15 protein-coding genes and 3 pseudogenes are annotated in these 17,659 nt (G+C 51.9%); 8 read left to right on the top strand and 10 right to left on the bottom strand.

Translation table 11 applies throughout. The features are described 5' to 3' along the window. The first annotated feature begins 88 nt into the window (after positions 1-88). The 3 genes and pseudogenes from I6L54_RS05220 to I6L54_RS05230 form a co-directional block, all read left to right on the top strand. Complete coding sequence (locus I6L54_RS05220) at positions 89-454, top strand: hypothetical protein (protein WP_040229907.1); 366 nt, start codon at positions 89-91, stop codon at positions 452-454. A gap of 61 nt (positions 455-515) precedes the next feature. Beyond that, positions 516-1,772 carry a GTPase gene (locus I6L54_RS05225; RefSeq protein ID WP_040229904.1) on the top strand — a complete coding sequence of 419 codons (1,257 nt, stop codon included), beginning with the start codon at positions 516-518 and terminating at the stop codon, positions 1,770-1,772. A 236-nt stretch (positions 1,773-2,008) separates the two neighbouring features. Then, positions 2,009-2,422 (top strand): annotated as a pseudogene (locus I6L54_RS05230) (GntT/GntP/DsdX family permease); the annotation flags it as partial. Positions 2,423-2,471: 49 nt separating this feature from the next. Here the strand turns inward: I6L54_RS05230 and I6L54_RS05235 are convergent. From I6L54_RS05235 to dld, 4 genes are all read right to left on the bottom strand, one after another. Next, positions 2,472-3,167 carry a LutC/YkgG family protein gene (locus I6L54_RS05235; protein WP_040229902.1) on the bottom strand — a complete coding sequence of 232 codons (696 nt, stop codon included), beginning with the start codon at positions 3,165-3,167 and terminating at the stop codon, positions 2,472-2,474. Next, positions 3,160-4,587 (bottom strand): LutB/LldF family L-lactate oxidation iron-sulfur protein, encoded by a 1,428-nt coding sequence (locus I6L54_RS05240; RefSeq protein ID WP_003830092.1) that lies wholly within the window; start codon positions 4,585-4,587, stop codon positions 3,160-3,162. The genes I6L54_RS05235 and I6L54_RS05240 overlap by 8 nt, the downstream gene beginning before the upstream one ends. A 10-nt stretch (positions 4,588-4,597) precedes the next feature. After that, positions 4,598-5,317 carry a (Fe-S)-binding protein gene (locus I6L54_RS05245; protein ID WP_001102107.1) on the bottom strand — a complete coding sequence of 240 codons (720 nt, stop codon included), beginning with the start codon at positions 5,315-5,317 and terminating at the stop codon, positions 4,598-4,600. 74 nt (positions 5,318-5,391) lie between these two features. Then, positions 5,392-7,089, bottom strand: coding sequence for a D-lactate dehydrogenase (gene dld, locus I6L54_RS05250; RefSeq protein ID WP_040229899.1), 1,698 nt, complete (start codon positions 7,087-7,089; stop codon positions 5,392-5,394). A gap of 436 nt (positions 7,090-7,525) precedes the next feature. On the opposite strand from dld, the gene I6L54_RS05255 reads away from it, so the two are divergent. Both I6L54_RS05255 and I6L54_RS05260 read left to right on the top strand, forming a co-directional pair. After that, a complete protein-coding gene (locus I6L54_RS05255; protein ID WP_000545262.1) occupies positions 7,526-9,079 on the top strand; it encodes an L-lactate permease in 1,554 nt (517 codons plus the stop codon). A gap of 257 nt (positions 9,080-9,336) precedes the next feature. Then, positions 9,337-10,034, top strand: a pseudogene (locus tag I6L54_RS05260) (IS1-like element IS1B family transposase). 10 nt (positions 10,035-10,044) lie between these two features. Here I6L54_RS05260 and I6L54_RS05265 read toward each other — a convergent pair. Beyond that, on the bottom strand, positions 10,045-10,788 hold the full coding sequence (locus tag I6L54_RS05265; RefSeq protein WP_040233173.1) for an alpha/beta hydrolase family protein: 744 nt from the start codon (positions 10,786-10,788) through the stop codon (positions 10,045-10,047). A gap of 240 nt (positions 10,789-11,028) precedes the next feature. Between I6L54_RS05265 and I6L54_RS05270 the strand changes: the two are divergent. Together I6L54_RS05270 and I6L54_RS05275 are read left to right on the top strand one after the other, a co-directional pair. Beyond that, a pseudogene (locus I6L54_RS05270) lies at positions 11,029-11,898 on the top strand (DMT family transporter). A gap of 133 nt (positions 11,899-12,031) precedes the next feature. After that, entirely contained in the window at positions 12,032-13,255 is a 1,224-nt protein-coding gene (locus I6L54_RS05275) for a MalY/PatB family protein (RefSeq protein ID WP_023287190.1), read from the top strand. 185 nt (positions 13,256-13,440) lie between these two features. Here I6L54_RS05275 and I6L54_RS05280 read toward each other — a convergent pair whose 3' ends face one another. From I6L54_RS05280 to I6L54_RS05290, 3 genes are all read right to left on the bottom strand, one after another. Beyond that, entirely contained in the window at positions 13,441-14,214 is a 774-nt protein-coding gene (locus I6L54_RS05280) for an SDR family NAD(P)-dependent oxidoreductase (RefSeq protein WP_004729618.1), read from the bottom strand. A gap of 65 nt (positions 14,215-14,279) precedes the next feature. After that, entirely contained in the window at positions 14,280-14,981 is a 702-nt protein-coding gene (locus I6L54_RS05285) for a DsbA family oxidoreductase (RefSeq protein WP_001194072.1), read from the bottom strand. A 65-nt stretch (positions 14,982-15,046) separates the two neighbouring features. Further along, a complete protein-coding gene (locus tag I6L54_RS05290; protein ID WP_006687059.1) occupies positions 15,047-16,153 on the bottom strand; it encodes an alkene reductase in 1,107 nt (368 codons plus the stop codon). Positions 16,154-16,366: 213 nt separating this feature from the next. Between I6L54_RS05290 and I6L54_RS05295 the strand changes: the two genes are divergently transcribed. Continuing rightward, a complete protein-coding gene (locus I6L54_RS05295; protein ID WP_002431133.1) occupies positions 16,367-16,696 on the top strand; it encodes a thioredoxin family protein in 330 nt (109 codons plus the stop codon). 29 nt (positions 16,697-16,725) lie between these two features. Here the strand turns inward: I6L54_RS05295 and I6L54_RS05300 are convergent, their stop codons facing one another. Continuing rightward, positions 16,726-17,064 carry a carboxymuconolactone decarboxylase family protein gene (locus I6L54_RS05300; RefSeq protein ID WP_000888080.1) on the bottom strand — a complete coding sequence of 113 codons (339 nt, stop codon included), beginning with the start codon at positions 17,062-17,064 and terminating at the stop codon, positions 16,726-16,728. Positions 17,065-17,068: 4 nt separating this feature from the next. Then, positions 17,069-17,650, bottom strand: coding sequence for a TetR/AcrR family transcriptional regulator (locus I6L54_RS05305; protein ID WP_000210409.1), 582 nt, complete (start codon positions 17,648-17,650; stop codon positions 17,069-17,071). Positions 17,651-17,659: the final 9 nt, after the last annotated feature.

The following is a 17,659-nucleotide window of genomic DNA, read 5'->3' on the forward strand; positions in this document are numbered from 1 at the left end:
TTGATAAGTAACGATTAATTTTTTATTTGAAAGTTGGCACGCAATTCGCATTAGTTATATCACTACACACAAACGAAGAGATAAAACGATGAATATCCAAATTGCGAGTCCAGACCAGATCAGTAAACTGTTAGCCTTTATTGCCGTGAAAGCCAAAGGGACACGCTTCGAAATCCCGGCTAGCTTGCTGCAAAACGTTGAAAGCGAACTGCGTGATTTCTGCAAAGCGCACCGTATTACGGTTCAGTTTAAAGATGCTTCAACCGGGCGTGTGATTGTTTTTTGTGCCGCAGGGGCGGCAACCGGAACGGTGGTGGGGGCGATGTGCGGCGGCATGCTTGGCGCGTTGACCGGCGCGCTGCTCGGGAGTGCGGCAGGCGCAGCTTTAGCGCAGATGCGTATTACCATTTATCCGGTAGCGGGTAGCGATAATCTTGTCTTGGCATTAGCCTAACTTTATACAGTGAACGCAGGTGCAGCGGTATGGCGCAGTACCTGTTTAAAAGGAAAAAATAATGAACAAAACTCTTTCACTCGTTGATGTATTACAACGCTCGCTGGCACAGAACAAAGAAGATATTACGCCACTGCTTGGCTATCTTAGCACCACCAAGGAAGAATTGAAGGTACAGATGGAGCGCAGCAGCACCCGTTCCGATGCTGAAAAAATTGCCCATTACCTGCGCAAAATGGGCAGCAATGATATTGCCAGCCTGTTTCGCAGTGGCGAAGGTGTGGAATATGAAGAAATCGTCTGTGATGTTGGCGAAAAGCTTAAGGTTAAAGGGGTCAACAAAAACATGTCGGTAGAGCTCAACGAAGAGTTCATCATTCAGCATCTCTTTTCCGATGCACTGAAAAAAATGAGTGATGAAGAACGCAGTGCGTTAATGCGTTCGATGAACCTTTCCGAGAAAGATCAGGGGGCAATTCTGGCGGGTACATTAATGGCCTCACAGGTGATGCTGAACCAGTTTGGCGGCTTTGCGGTGTATCGGATGTCCGTTATTCTGGCCAACATGCTGGCCCGCTCGCTGATGGGTAATGGCCTCAACTTTGCGGCAAATGCTGCTCTGGTACGCGGTGTCGGTGCATTCCTGGGGCCAATTGGTTGGATAGCTTCCGGTGCATGGCTGGCGGTAGAAATTGCAGGCCCTGCGTTTCGTAAGACGGTTCCGGCGATCGTACATATCGCGATGCTGCGTCAGAACGTATTAAAACGCCTGACTATCAGCGTAGTGGGAGATGGTTCCGTCGGCAAAGATGCGCTCTTTAAAAGCGTATTCGGTGTTGATACCGGCAATATCAATCCTATTGCTGGCTCTACATCCGATACTAAGGTGTATGACCTTGGTCACACAGGTACTATTAAACTTATTAACTTCCCTGGATTTCACGACGTGCGTTCCGAGGTCAATGACTTGGTGAATGATAATATCAAGCATACCGATCTGTTCCTGCTGGTGGTAGACGTCAACCGTGGTGTGTCAGGTCATGATGTGCAGACACTGGAGAAGTTAAAGGCGGAGGGCAAGCCTGTGTTGGTCTGTCTGAACAAGGTGGATATGCTGCGCCCGAATGATAAAGATAGGATGGTTCACGTCGCCAAAACACGCCTTCAGAACCCCTATGTGATTGAAACGGCCTTTGACCCTGATCCGCGCTTGTCGCAGGATGGTCCGATCGGCACACAGGTCGTGTTTGACTGGGTGGTAAATCAGTTAGAGGCGCAGGGTAAAGAGACCGCACACCTGAAAGCCGAGCAGAAATAACGTCGATATAACTAAGCCAGGGGCATGCTCCTGGTTTCGTCATTTTCTTCGGACTCAAGAGAACGCAACAGCGCACTTGCTTTGCCACAGTTGAATTTTGTGCCGTAACGATGTGCAAGCATGTAAGCATAAGGAGTCAAGGTATAGCGTGTTACTTAGTTACTCGGATTAACAATCCCAACGTACAGAGCGGCGGATTTACAGAGTCAGCGCAGTCCCTGCTCCGGCAGTCAGTGGCAGGCGGCGTACTGAAGCAAACCATTATCGATACCGGCATCGGCGATACCATCGGCATGCTGATGTCACACGGCAATATTTCTCCCTACATCATGGCGTGGTTGATAACCGTGCTGATCCGTCTGGCAACGGGTCAGGGCGTGGTCTCAGCCATGACGGCGGCGGGGATTATTAGCGCAGCAATCCTCGACCCGGCAACCGGTCAACTGGTGGGCGTCGACCCGGCGTTGCTGGTACTGGCAACAGCGGCGGGTTCCAACACACTGACCCATATCAACGATGCTTCGTTCTGGCTGTTCAAAGGCTACTTTGACCTGTCGGTGAAGGATACGCTGAAAACCTGGGGTCTGCTGGAGCTGGTAAACTCCGTGGTTGGCCTGATTATCGTGTTGATCATCAGCATGATTGCATAACGTCGATACCGCTCTGGCCTATAGCGCCAGAGCGGTTTTCCATCCTGCCTCAACAATCCTCAATAATCAGATACACCGCCTTCACCGGGCCATGTACCCCAACCACCTTGATAAGCTCAATATCCGCCGTCGAGCTGGGTCCACTGATGATATTAATGCACGATGGCATACGCTCACCGGCCTGTGCTTTCTGATGCAGTTTTTCTGCCAGCTGCGCCACGCGCGGCAGAATGGAGCTTTTACGCAGCACGAAAATCGAGGACTCTGGCAACAGGCTCAGGGAACGCCCACGCTCGGGCGCAGAAAACAGCACCACGCCGCCGGACTCCGTCAGGCCATATTCGGCATACACCACGCCGACTTTCGCCTGTTCGGCCTGGGTAATATTTTCGCTACCTCGCGCTGGGTCCCAAACCACGGCGTTGCATTCCTGCTGCAAGCGTTCGGTGATACCCAGATCCACCAGCCGACTGTCGCCGCTCAACACCACTGGCTGTCGACCCAACTCTTCACACAGGCGTAACGCCGCGTCTGCGGCCTGGTCCTCGCGAGTGAGCTCGCAGCGAGCCAGCATCACTTCGCTGGCAAACTGGACAAACGCATCGCAGCGCTGCTCGGGGCTAAGCTCGGTCAGGCGCTCGTTGGCATAGTTGTTAACCGGCGCGGCATCTGCTTGCGGTTCGAAGCGCAGCGGGCGACCCAGCGCCTGGGCGATGGTGTTTAAAAACGCGGTACGGTTATCCATTCTTTTTCTCCTGCGCCTGATGTTTCTTAAACCAACTACGGAAGCTCTCACCGTCAGCATCAGGCAGATCGCGCGCCTCCATCCAGTCACCAATCGCGCCAACTTTGAGCGGGGTTTTGCCGCCATTAATAAACCAGCTCGCCGCATGCGCGCCCGCCATCATCCCCACTTTCCACAGCCCCGGATGGCTATTGGCATAAGCGAACATTTTGATCGCCCGTCGCTCAGCTTTCGGCGTAATGCCCTCCTCGGCCATCACCCGGCGATGACGCAGGATTAGTTTTGACAGAGGAATGCGCACCGGGCAGACGCTGTCACAGGCCGTGCATAAAGAACAGGCGTACGGCAGGTCTTTAAAATCTTTATAGCCGCCGAGCAGCGGAGAAATCACCGCGCCGATAGGTCCAGGATAGATAGAGCCATAGCCGTGTCCGCCGATGTGGCGGTATGCCGGACAGGTGTTCATACAGGCTCCGCAGCGGATGCAGCGCAGCACATCGCGAAACTCTGAGCCCAGCACCTGCGAGCGACCGTTATCGACAATCACCAGATGGAACTCTTCCGGTCCGTCAACGTTATCCGCCTCGCGCGGGCCGGTCAGCCAGGTGTTGTAGCCCGTCAGACGTGCACCCACGGCGCTGCGCGCCAGCATGGTGATCAGCACATCCACCTCGGCAAAGGTCGGCGCGATACGCTCCATGCCCATCACCGCAATGTGCGTTTTCGGCAGCGTGGTGCACATGCGCGCGTTGCCTTCGTTGGTCACCAGACACACCGAGCCGGTTTCCGCCACGGCAAAGTTACAGCCGGTAATACCGATTTCGGCACTGAGGAAATCCTCACGGATCTTCTGACGAATGAACAAGGTCATGGCTTCCGGGGTTTCCGGGCCGTCATACCCCAGACGTTCGTTCAGCACGCGGCGGATCTGATAGCGATCTTTATGAATCGCCGGGACCACGACGTGCGAAGGCGGATCCTGATCCAGTTGCAGGATATATTCCCCGAGATCGGTTTCGATCACCTGGATTCCGGCATCCTGCAGCACATGGTTGACGCCGATCTCTTCGGTCACCATCGACTTGGACTTCACCACCTTCTGCGCATTTTTACTCTGCGCGACCTGCAAAATGTAGCGAGTGGCGTCTTCTTTGGTTTTGGCGAAATAGACGTGTCCGCCGTTTTCCGTCACTTTCTCGGAGAGTTGGTACAGGTAAGCGTCGAGGTTGCTCAGAACGTGATCGCGGATCTGACTGGCACGATCGCGCCAGTCTTCCCAGTGGCCTAACTCATCGACCATTTTTTGCCGATTTGCGCCGATACGCTCCTGCGCATTAGCCACGGCTTTGCGCATGATCGGATCTTCTATCTGCTGACGAATGCGCAGTTTAAATTCTACATCGCTGGTTTTTATCGACATCTCTTTCCCCTCAGCGGCTCATCAGCACTTCAGCAATATGCATCACTTTGACCGGCTGGCCTTCCCGTTGCAGTCGGCCGCCAATGTTCAGCAGGCAGCTGACGTCTGCGCCAATCAAATATTCCGGCTTTGCATCCATCAGATGTAAGACTTTCTCTTTCACCATCTCACCGGATATTTCGGCCATCTTGACCGAGAACGTTCCGCCAAAGCCGCAGCAGGTATCCTGATCGGCAAACGTCAACAGCTCCAGTCCGCGCACGTTTTTCAGCAGCGTAAGCGGCTCTTCCTTCACCCCCAGTTTGCGGGTCAAGCTACAGGAAGGATGATACACAGCGCGGCCCTGCAGGCTGGCCCCAACGTCCACCACGCCCAGTTTGTTGACGATAAAGGAGGTGAGATCCTGCATACGCGCGGAAACTTTCTCAGCACGTAGCGCCCATTCCGGTTCATCGGCCAGATACGTCGGGTAGCTTTTTACCGCGTAGGTGCAGGAGCCCGCAGGGGAGATAATCGGATCGTCGTTGTCTTCCAGCGCGGCGATCAGGTTTTTCATCCCAGGGATCGCCTCTTTGATGTAACCGCTGTTGATGGCTGGCTGACCGCAACACCCTTGCTTCTCGGGGAAATTCACGCGACAACCCAGTTTTTCCAGCAGCAATACGGAGTCTCGTGCCATCCGTGATTTCAGTGCGTCACCAATGCAGGTAACAAAGAAATTTACATTCACAATAACTACTCCATTGCTTCATTTCTGTTTATTGCGCTTGATATCGCGATATCAAAAAAATGTTCATTCATATTTCATGCCCAGTTTTTCTGTTTACTGGTTTTACCAATGCCTGGGTTCATAGTGTTGGTCGGATCATTCTCCTGATAAAAACGCGCCAAATTTTCCGGCGCTTTATACAGATGACCGACATTGTGTTCCGCCGGATATTGCGCTCCGCGTTGGCGCAGTAATTCCAGCATCTGTTCTTTTAACGCGTGGGCATCTACGCCTTTTTTAACGATATAATCCTGATGGAAGACATAGCACATAAAATGACCGTAATAGAGTTTATGCACCAACTGACTATCAATTTCTGCCGGTAAATGCTCATACCATTCGGTATCATTACGGCGTAATGCAATATCCAGCGCGAGAATATCCTCAACCTCATCGGAATGAACGGCCTGATAACGAATGGCAGCGCCCGCAGCGGCAAAACGATGCAGAAACGCCTTACTGCCCTCTTCCGCGGTACAGGTAAAGAACGCGCCCTCGGCCGATTTAAAATAGTCCGTTAACCATGCCAGGGCTTCGGCCACACCATCGCCTGACATTTTCAGCATCAGATGGTGTTCATAGTTATCGCGCCAGGTCTTCATCCGCGCCGGGAGATGGCTCGGGAACAGATGGCTAAAAGCCTGCATAGCGCGGTCGGTAAAGTGCGGACGAAAAATCTTCACCTTCTCAAGTATGGCCTCGGTACGCCCCTTCAGGTTGAAGAAGAACGGCATTTTGTCCGTACCAAGTTTGTCGATCATCAGGAAGGTATCTTTGCTGTATTTCTCTGCAATATCATAGATATCGCGGTGCATATACTCCCCAGCTACCGGCAGGTTTGTAAAATTCGCCAGGATGTGGCGGCGAATCTCGGTCAGGACATCAGTCTGATTGGTACCGATATAAAAGACCTGCTGGTTCTTCTCGGCTTCAAAGGTATCCAGACGTACGGCAAACACCGCTAACTTGCCCGCGCAGCCAGAGGATTCAAACAAGCGATCCGGGTCAGCGTTGTAACGTGCTGGCGTGTCGGCATTGATGTCCCGCACGCGGCTAACATAGTCGTGATCGTGCGCGTGACGCCCGTCATGGTTGACGAGCGCGGCTTCAATCGCATTGTTATCCAGCCGGGCAAGGATTTGCTCTGGCGTCTGACCTAGCTCAATGCCAAGGTGATTGACCAGCTGCAAGCGTCCCTGTTCATCAATGCGGGCAAACAGCGACATCTCGGTGTAAGCCGGGCCTCGCTGGACCAGAGAACCGCCCGAGTTATTACAGATACCGCCGATAACCGACGCGCCGATGCACGAAGAGCCGATCACCGAATGCGGCTCACGGCCAAACGGCTTCAGCGCCTTTTCCAGCGAGTACAGCGTGGTGCCCGGATAAGCCAGCACCTGCTTGCCCTCATCCAGCACATGCAGACTGTCCAGCCGCAGCGTGCTGATAATGACGATCTCGCGGTCGTAGTCATTACCATTTGGCGTCGAACCCTCGGTCAGGCCTGTGTTCGACGCCTGCATCAGGATTATTTTATCGGCCTCAACGCAGGCGCTGAGGACTTTCCAGAGTTCAAGCAAAGAGCCGGGGATAACCACCGCCAGAGCATCACCCTGACCCGAGCGGAATCCCTTACGGTAACGCGCAGTTTTTGACGGTTCGGTGAGGATATGAGCAGGGCCAACCAATTGGGTAAGAGTCGTCAAAAAGGTCTTATTATCAGTATGTTTCATGGAGGGCGGCTCTCCGCTCCTTATATCAGGGCCAGTGAAAATGGCTATAAGTTCATTTGTATGACAAAACAGAATATTCCCTCAATCAATATCCACATGCAATACCCCATTTTATTTCTTTCGGTACCGCTCACATTTTTTTAATGAAATTACCACCGCCATATAATTCATACCTCGCCCTTTGAGGGGATGCCAAAACACTTATTTCATTTATTGCAAAGATCATCTCATACCTATTAATGATTAACTCTAATGGGTGTTGTAATATTTAGTGGTTATTCATATTTAATAAAAAAATAACATTATTTATACAATTATTAACCTTTATAACTTTATTTCACTGAAGCGATTCAGTTTGCATTTTTTATTTTATTATTCAGGTAGTTTCCTTCCCCCTAAATATAGTTCAGTCTAAAAAAGTAAATCGGGAATTGTAATGCACGAATATTTAATGTTTGCTCTGGCACTCTCTCCTTTGCTGCTGATGGTATTTTTAATACTGAAATTAAAAATGCCCATCCATTATTCCGTACTGATCTCTTTGGTATTCACCGCTGCACTATCGGCAATATTCTGGGAAATGCCCACACAGAATCTGAAAGCCGCGATAGGCTATGGTGCACTGAAGGGACTATGGCCGATCGTAATTGTTATCCTCGGCGCTATCTTCAGTTATAACGTCATGCAGGCGACCAAAGCGCTGGATATTCTGCGCGATATTCTCGCCAGCATTAGCGAAGATAAGCGTATTCAGGTGCTGCTGATTTCATGGTGTTTTGGTGGATTTCTTGAAGCCGCTGCGGGCTATGGCACGGCGGTCGCTATTCCGATCGGTATTCTCATTGCGCTGGGATTCAACCCGTTGAAGGCGGCGATTGCTTCCCTCGTAGCAAATACCGTTCCGACCGCATTTGGCGCGGTTGGGATCCCGGTTTCTATTCTGGCAGAGCAGGTTAATCTGCCGGTTTATACCTTAGGCGGAACCATTATTTTGCAGCTCGCGCTGTTTAATATCCTGCTGCCGTTTGTGATTGTCTGCATTATTGGCGGTGGCCTGAAAGCCATTCGCGGCGTATTTCTGATCACGTTGATTTGCGGCATTTCCACGCTGGTTCCGCAATATTTTGTCGCCATCCATCTTGGCGCGGAATTACCCGCCTTTGCCGGTAGCCTGGTCAGCCTGTTTGCCGTGGCGATGGTCAGTCGCCTGCGCAAAGGGAAAACCGATCCCGAGTGGCGCATTGAGGTCAGCCATACCCGCGAAACCACGCCGCGCTCGGCAAAAGTGTTGTTCCGGGTTGGCTCTATTTATCTGTTTATTTTTGTGTTTATCCTGCTGTGTTCGCCGCTGTTCCCGACAATAAAAGGCGCGGCATCCCAACTGGCTTCGGTGCTGCATTTCACGTTGGCTGACGGCAAAACGATGGCGCTGAAAGTTGAATGGGCGACCACACCGGGGATGCTGATCATCTTTGCGACCATTATCGGCGGTTTTATTCAGGGAGCGTCCGCACGTGGGATGCTGGAAGTATTTATCAAAACGATTTTCCAGCTTAAAAACTCTATCGTCGCAATTATGGCGATCGTCGCGCTGGCCACGGTGATGGATCTCAGCGGGATTATCTCCACGCTGGCCCAGTCGATTGTCGATCTGACCGGCAGCTCGTACGTCTTCCTCGCCCCGGTGATTGGCGCGCTGGGCACGTTCGTGACCGGCAGCGATACCAACTCGAACATTCTGTTCGGCAAGCTGCAAACCATTGCCGCCAGCAAGTTACATATCGATCCTAACTGGCTGGCGGCGGCCAATACCTCTGGCGCTACGGGGGGGAAAATGATTTCGCCGCAAAGCATCGCCATCGCAGTTTCTGCCACCAAAATGGACGGTCAGGCCAACCAGATTATGTCTGGCACCATGAAATACTGCTGCGCCTACATTGTGATCCTCGGCCTGAAAGTCGGTCTGTTTTATTACTGGTTTATGGCGTAAACCATTGTCAACCCCGTCAAATTCGCGGCAATCGAATTTGACGACATAGTGACCAAAAAGGTTGACACCGCCCCGGGAACGGAACGAGGCAACAGACTTTACGATTTGTCGGCGCTGACTAAAATAGCGCCGATGTTTCAAATCGAGGATTGTTGTTATGTTGTTCTGGAAAAAGATGGTGAAGAAGTTCGACGCCTTTTCCGGTGATGCTGCCAACTTACTGATTTAGTGTATGATGGTGTTTTTGAGGTGCTCCAGTGGCTTCTGTTTCTATCAGCTGTCCCTCCTGTTCAGCTACTGACGGGGTGGTGCGTAACGGCAAAAGCACTGCCGGACATCAGCGCTATCTCTGCTCTCACTGCCGTAAAACATGGCAACTGTAGTTCACTTACACCGCTTCTCAACCCGGTACGCACCAGAAAATCATTGATATGGCCATGAATGGCGTTGGATGCCGGGCAACCGCCCGCATTATGGGCGTTGGCCTCAACACGATTTTCCGCCATTTAAAAAACTCAGGCCGCAGTCGGTAACCTCGCGCATACAGCCGGGCAGTGACGTCATCGTCTGCGCGGAAATGGACGAACAGTGGGGATACGTCGGGGCTAAATCGCGCCAGCGCTGGCTGTTTTACGCGTATGACAGGCTCCGGAAGACGGTTGTTGCGCACGTATTCGGTGAACGCACTATGGCGACGCTGGGGCGTCTTATGAGCCTGCTGTCACCCTTTGACGTGGTGATATGGATGACGGATGGCTGGCCGCTGTATGAATCCCGCCTGAAGGGAAAGCTGCACGTAATCAGCAAGCGATATACGCAGCGAATTGAGCGGCATAACCTGAATCTGAGGCAGCACCTGGCACGGCTGGGACGGAAGTCGCTGTCGTTCTCAAAATCGGTGGAGCTGCATGACAAAGTCATCGGGCATTATCTGAACATAAAACACTATCAATAAGTTGGAGTCATTACCCGCTCCACGATATAATGATATCGGCAACGTATTCAGCATCCTGAGCATGAGTCAGAAGGTGATCCGCCTTACCCAACGAAATGAAACTCTTGGGATGCTTTGCTGCTTTGAATATTTTTTCGGCCTGCTCAATTAACACAGTATCATCTTCAGTCGCATGAAAAATAAGCAGAGGCTTGTTCATGGCGAACACCTTATGAGCGATTTTGTGTTCCTGAATATTGTCCAGCATCTGTTTCTTTAAGGTAAATACCCGCCCGGCCAGCTCAACGGGATAGGCTCCATGCTGGTTAATGTTTTCAACATCATCCTTAAAAAGACGTTTTACGTGTGTCAGTTCTCCGGGTGATCCTATGGTGACAACGGCCTTTGCCTCAGGAACTTCGCCGGCAATAGACAGAATGGCCGATCCCCCCAGGCTATGGCCGATGAGCAAAGAAGGCGCTTCGTACTGTCGGCGGAGATAATCTACCGCGCAAAGCAGGTCCGAAATATTGGATGAGAAGTTGGTGTTGGAAAAATCCCCTTCGCTGTTTCCCAGACCAGTAAAATCAAACCGGAGAACGGCGATAGCATTCTCTGTCAGTTTCCGCGCAATACGCGCCGCGCCTTTGAGGTCTTTGCCACACGTAAAACAATGAGCTAACAGCGCAAACGCTTTAGGATTTTCAGGAAGTTCAAGCAATCCGGCCAGTTCTTCACCAGCCGCATTTTTGAACGTAAATTTTAGTTTTTTCATAGGATATTCCAGGTCTTAAACTGATTTCATATGTTTGATCGCAGGGAAAAATAATCTTCTGCTCTGCATCTGGCATTACGCGTTTTCCTTCCTCTACTGGGGATGTGAAACAGAATTCATTCCGAATGCCTGTCCTCACCTTCCAGTTTGAAAGCTGATTATTGCTTCCTGTTCGGTGATCACTTACGCTATGCTACCAACTAGATGGTAGTTTACAAGAATTTTATGAGGTCTCACTGAATGGCCAATTGCGCGCTCATTCTTAAAATATCCCTGGCAATGCTGGCGTTTGCTGCAAACTCTATTCTGTGCCGTCTGGCCCTGCTGGGGGGCCACATTGATCCCCTTTCATTCAGCAGCCTCAGGCTGGCCAGTGGTGCACTCGTCCTGTCACCTTTCTTGTTTTATCACGCAAAAACTACATTATCGCTGTAGCGTCCGCTGAGCGGATTTTACCTCATGGTGTACGCAGTGCTCTTCTCTGTCGCCTATATCCATCTCGATACCGGGGCAGGTGCGCTGTTACTTTTTGGTGCCGTACAGTTTACGATGGTGATCCACGGATTATTTAAAGGGGAATCACTCTCCGTTATGCGGGCTTGCGGTTTAGTTATTGCTCTGGCAGGAATTGCTGCCCTGCTGTTACCCGGGGCGAAGGCACCGCCGCTTTACAGTGCACTTATGATGATCGTTGCCGGATTAGCCTGGGCCGCCTATTCCGTCAGGGGGAGGGCGGGCCAGGCGGCCGGGGCTTCAACGGCGGCAAATTTTGTACTCGCCACGCCGATGGCTCTCGCTCTTTCGTTGCTGTTTATGAAGCAGGGTCACTATGATGCTGCGGGCATTGCTTTGTCATTGCTGTCCGGTGCCGCCGCCTCAGCCGGTGCATATGTATTGTGGTATACCCTTTTACCCTCTCTCGGCTCTATCACCGCCAGTACCCTTCAGCTCAGCGTTCCCTGTCTGGCAATGCTAGGGGGTGTGGTATTCCTGGATGAATCACTGACGGTCAGAACGATATTTTCTGCCCTGGCGGTGCTGACTGGCATTGTGATGGTGACACGCGAGAAATCCCCCCGTCAGTCGATGACAAAGGCGAGAGAACCTTAATAACGCAATTAATTCATGCAGTTGTGATGATTCTCTTATGTTAATCACACGAGCCAGTTTTCCCGCTCCGGCATCAGACTGACAGTAATACTGAGGTCGACGTTTCTGACTACACCTAAGGCAGGTTTATGAAATGAAATATGATTTTGATGAGTACGTAAGCAGAGAGAAAACAGACAGTCTCACCGTGGACGGCTGGCGGGAATACCTGTTTTCGGGACAGTCCGAATTTGCAATGCGGTATCCGGCAGAAGGGCTAATCAACCTCTGGGTTGCTGACATGGCTTTTGCCACACCAGAGCCGATTCTTCAGGCCATCAGAGACCGTCTGGATAGAAAAATACTCGGCTACACTAAAATCTACGACGAAGAATACTATGAGATCTTTGGCAGCTGGTGTGAGCGACAATATGGTCACCGTTTCAAAACGGAAGACATTGTGCTGTCTCCGGGCATTATTCCCGCGCTGAACCGTCTCGTCCCGCTTCTGACCGACATGGATGACAGTATTCTTATTATGACGCCTTCATATGGCCCGTTTAAAAAGGCGGGTGAATACAGTCAGCGTCGCGTGGTGTACTCGGCGTTAAAAAAATCAGCAGGCGGCTGGGAACCTGACTGGGAAGACTTTGCACGCAAAGCCAGTCAGGCCGATTTACGTGTGAAAATTCTTTTCCTGTGTAATCCGCATAACCCGACCGGACGAGTCTGGCGGCCTGATGAACTTAAGCGGATTATTGAAATTTGCCTGGCCAATGACATCTGGGTGATATCTGACGAAATTCACTGCGACCTGTCCCGAAGCGGTATCGGTCATACACCGGCCGCCTCTCTTTTCCCTGATTCTACACGCATTATTACCTGCATGTCCTCGAGTAAAACATTCAATCTGGCCGGGAATTTGTTGGCAAATATTATTATTCCGGATCCCGGTGTCAGAAGCGAGTGGCGTCTCAGACACGACGAGTTCATCTCTCCACTGAGCCTGGCAGCAAACAAAGCGGCGTGGAGTGAATGTGATGACTGGCTTGTCCATCTGAGGGAATATATTGACGGCAATTTCCAGTACCTGCACGACTATCTCAAAAGCTATTTACCCGAAACCAGGTTCTCGATCCCCGAAGGGACATATCTGGCCTGGATAGATATTAGCCGCTACCTGCCCGACACCGCAGGTGAGGATTTATCGCTGTATTTTGCCCGGGAGTCAGGGGTCCTTCTTGAAGGGGGCTTGCTGTTTGTCGACAATGGGGACGGATATATCCGGTTAAATCTGGCCTGCCCACGGAGTATGCTGACAGCAGGGATGAAAAGAATTTCACAGGTACTGCGGATACCGGCTCCTCATCGTGTATAACCCCTTTCTCTCTGGCCGTTTTGTCCTGTCAGGATGTCGTCAGAACCCGGCATAACACCCTGTGCCGGGAACACAAAAGGCACGGATGAACAGGTCGTGAATATTCTTAGTGAAGCCTGCTGATGACATGTCTGGCGACAAAAAAATGCCGCCCTTAAGGGGCGGCTTATGCCAGCGTCACGGGGTTATCGTCTGACCGCCATGATGCCCGCATCGACATCCCAGATAGCGCCCGTCACCCATGAGGTTTTGTCAGACAACAGGAAGAGAATAGTGTTTGCCACATCTTCGGCAGTTCCGACGCGTCCCAGCGGGTGGAAATCGTTCAGCGACTTCATAGCATCTGCGATATCCGCTTTGTCCATGAAGCCTTCGTATATCGGCGTATGAACAATCCCGGGAGACACCGCGTTGACACGAATACCCGCGCTGGCCAGCTCAATCGCCAGATTACGCGTCAGGGCATGCAGACCCGCTTTTGCCATTGAATAGGCCGAGGCCGGCGAGTCACCCAGTGCAGCCTGAGCACCAATCGAACCGACGTTGACGATAGACCCTTCGAGCTTCGCGGCGAGCATGTTCTTCACGACATCCTGTGTAATAAAGAACGTGGCTCGGTTCAGCGAAAGATACATGTCATAATCGGCAAAGCTGTGCTCGGTAAATCCTTTGGGCATGAAGATACCGGCGGCATTCACCATCAGGCTGATATCGCGATGGTGAGCATTAATTTCCTGACGGATAGTTTCCATACCTTCTTCGGTCATCAGGTTCGCCGCGATGACCGCAACCGGTCCCAGAGGGCTCAGTTCTTTTTGCACCGCTTCGGCTTTGTCTTTTTTATTCCCGGTCAGCACGACACTGCCGCCCGCTTCCAGTACCATGCGTGCCACGGCCAGGCCCATGCCGCTGGTACCGCCGACGACGAGCAGTTTTTTACCTTTGAAAAAAGTGTTCATTTTCTGACTCCATTACTGGTGGGTAAGACGTTGCCGGCAGCGTGAAACTGCCGGCGGTTGACGGATTAAATACTGCAGCCATCCGTTCCGCAGGTCTGACCCGCAGTGGCTGAAAATTCGGTTTGCTGTTCATCCCAGACCTGACGCAGGGCATTCAAAAAGTTATCTGCTGCCTGAGCCCCGCTGATGGCATATTTTTCGTTCATCACAAAAACCGGAACGCCGCTGAGGCCAATAGACTGTGCGTGGGCTTCATCGTCGGAAACGGTGGCGCGAAAATCGTCATTTTCCAGGGCGGCTTCAGCGTCAGCTTTCGGCATACCGGCTTCTACGGCCATGGCAACGAGCTGCTGACGGTCAAAGAGAGAGCGACCTTCGGTGATACTGCCATGATAAAAACGTTCTTCCACCGCGTCCGCAATTCCGGCCTTACGCGCGGCAACCAGCAGGGTGTGTGCATCTTCTGTATCACCAAACATCATGCCGTCGAAGTTGTAGATCAGACCTTCAGATTTACCGGCGGTGCCCACCTGATTCATCATCAGCTCCGCTGAATGCTGACTGCCCAGCTTTTTAACGATGGCATCCTTAAAAGGCATCGCGGGAGTACCACCGGCCAGACGGTAGCTGTGATGGCGGATCACCACCTGGTCGCGAAATTCAAAGCGATTCAGACCCTGTTCAAATCTTTTTTTAGCAATCCAGCACCACGGGCAGACCAAATCTGACCAGATATCGATGGTAAGGGTGGGTTTCAGCGTTTGCATAATGATTCCTCAAAGACGTTGGGCGGTCGGATCTCACTTATCAGAGAACCGCGACCGTATGGGATTTATTGCGCCTGCCAGACCGGGTAATCGGTATAGCCTTTTTCCGGGGAACCACTGACGCCGTAGTAGGTGGCGCGGTCACTTTCTGCCAGTGGCCAGCCGTTTTGCATTCTTTCAACCAGATCCGGGTTAGCGATGTAGGGCACACCAAATGCCACCAGATCCAGCTCATCATCTTCCAGAGCCTGCTCTGCGATATCACGGGTAAAACCGCCGGCAGCGATGATGGTGCCTTTAAACGTGTTGCGAAAACGGCGGCGGAAGCCTTCCGGAAGTGGCGCTTTGGTGTACACCGGCTGATAGTAAAGGTGTACGTAGGCCAGTTCCCGCTGACCGAGCGCGTCGGTGATGGCTGACCAGGTTTGCTCTTCACCTTCATACGGCGCGAGGTCATAAATGCGGCCGAACGGTGACAGGCGCACGGCAACGTGGCTGTTACCCACGGCTTCCGCCACGGCGTCAATGGTCTCCAGCAGGAAACGCTGACGATTTTCCACCGAGCCGCCGTATTCGTCGGTGCGGGTGTTCAGTTCGCTACTGAGGAACTGGTCAAAGATGAATCCGTTTGCCGCCATGATTTCCACGCCGTCAAAGCCGGCTTCCATCGCCAGGCGTGCGGAGTGCACGAAGTCTGCAGTGATGCGTTTAACTTCATGCGTTTCCAGCGCGCGTGGCTGGCTTGGTACAACCGGGCCCGGTTCTCCGGATTCGGTCAGCGCAAAAACGGTGGTATTGACCGCCTGAACGGTGCCCGCTGAAACCGGCGCTATGTGGCCTGGCTGAAGAGAGACGTGAGACATACGGCCGACGTGCCAGAGCTGCGCGAAAATACGGCCACCTTTGGCGTGAACCGCTTGTGTCACCTTACGCCAGCCCTGGACGTGTTCGTCGTTGTAGATACCAGGGGTATAAAGGTAACCCCGGCCTTCTTCTGAAACCGGCATCCCTTCGGTGATGAGCAGGCCAGCAGAAGCACGCTGTGCATAGTACAAAGCCACGACCTCATCCGGCACGTCATTCATGGTGCGGGTGCGGGTCATCGGTGCCATGACTACACGGTTTTTTAACGCCAGGCCAGACAGATTGTAGGGGGTGAAAAGCTTACTCATCGTATACCTCACAAAAAACAAAAAGGAGTATCCCGGCAGGGATTTGCACAGCCCGGCAGTATCATCGACTGGACGTCGCGCACTGGAGTTGCATAAACATCTGATGGGTGGCAATATACCAACCATCTAGTAGGTAGGTCAATGGGTGTGTCGTATTTTTTTGTCATAACGCAGCCATTTCTGAATTGTCACTCATTTTGCGAGGTCATCACCATGCGTACATTAACAGCTTATAACGAAGATAATTTCCGCCAGATAGAGCAGTACAAAGGAATATCGGTGGTACGTTTCTCTGCACCCTGGTGTCCGCCCTGTCAGGCCAGCGAAGAAATGTTCAGTCAGTTTGCAGACCGGCTCGATAGAGATATTCAGGTGGGGAAAGTCAATGTAGATCAGGCGCCGGTGCTGACAACCAAATACGAGATCTGGGGGCTGCCGTCTGTGCTGATATTTCATGAAGGGCAATTAGTTAAACGCATACCGGGTGTGAAACCTGCATCGGTATATGCTCAGGCTATTGCGGACATAAAAAAAGGGCAGTAATGCCCTTTTAACGTGGAATTTATTAATGCTTAACCGCGTGCCTGACCGACGGCATCCAGAGTGCGGGCTGAATAAATGACCGCCGCGCCAGCGTTGAGGTTAATCGCCACGCCCAGCGCTTCAGCAATTTCAGCGTCGGTTGCACCGGCTTTCACAGCGGCGTCGGCGTGAAAAGCAATACAGCCGTCGCAGCGGGTTGTGACTGCGCACGCCAGGGCAATGAGTTCACGCACTTTTGCGCCCAAAAGGTCAGTTTTGTTACCTGCGTTGCCCAGGGCAACCACGCCTTTCATGGTCTCGGGGGTCAGTTTGCCCAACTCGCCTAAACGTTGCATTAACTCTGAGCGATAGTTGTTCCAGTCCAGCATAGTGTCATTCTCCTGAATGAGGGGTATTAAGAAGCAGTTTTATATACTTAAGGCTGTTGGCGAAGACTTCGGGTCTGGCCGTTGCATGCGCCACTACGCTTGAGCCTTCACAGACATTAATGATCATCAAAGCAATATCTGATGGTTCGGCATGGGATGAAAACTCACCTGACTCCATGCCCGCCCTGACGACTTTTGTGAGCCACTCGATTTGCATATCGAAATAAAGTGATGTCTGTACAGTAATTGCCTGAGGCAGATTGGCGGTCTCTGCTGACAACGCACAACACAGTGGCAGTAGCGAAGCTTTATGGCTTTGCGCGAAGATATCGATGTAAGCCGCAATTCTTCTCTCCGCGCTTTTCTCAGTCGCCTCTATCTGCTCAAATACGCGTTGTGTATCAGAGAACGCCTGTATTACCACCTGCTCACCCAGAATATCTTTGGTCGGGAAATGGTGATGAATACTGGCCTTGGTGATACCCACTATTTTTGATAAATCAGCATAGCTGAATGCTGAATACCCTTTTTCGCGCATCAGGTGTTCTGCTTCGCTGAGCAGCCGTTCCCGTGTCATGGTTGTCATAATTACTCC

Origin of the sequence: Citrobacter pasteurii (genome assembly GCF_019047765.1) — a bacterium.
GTDB classification, from domain to species: domain Bacteria; phylum Pseudomonadota; class Gammaproteobacteria; order Enterobacterales; family Enterobacteriaceae; genus Citrobacter; species Citrobacter pasteurii.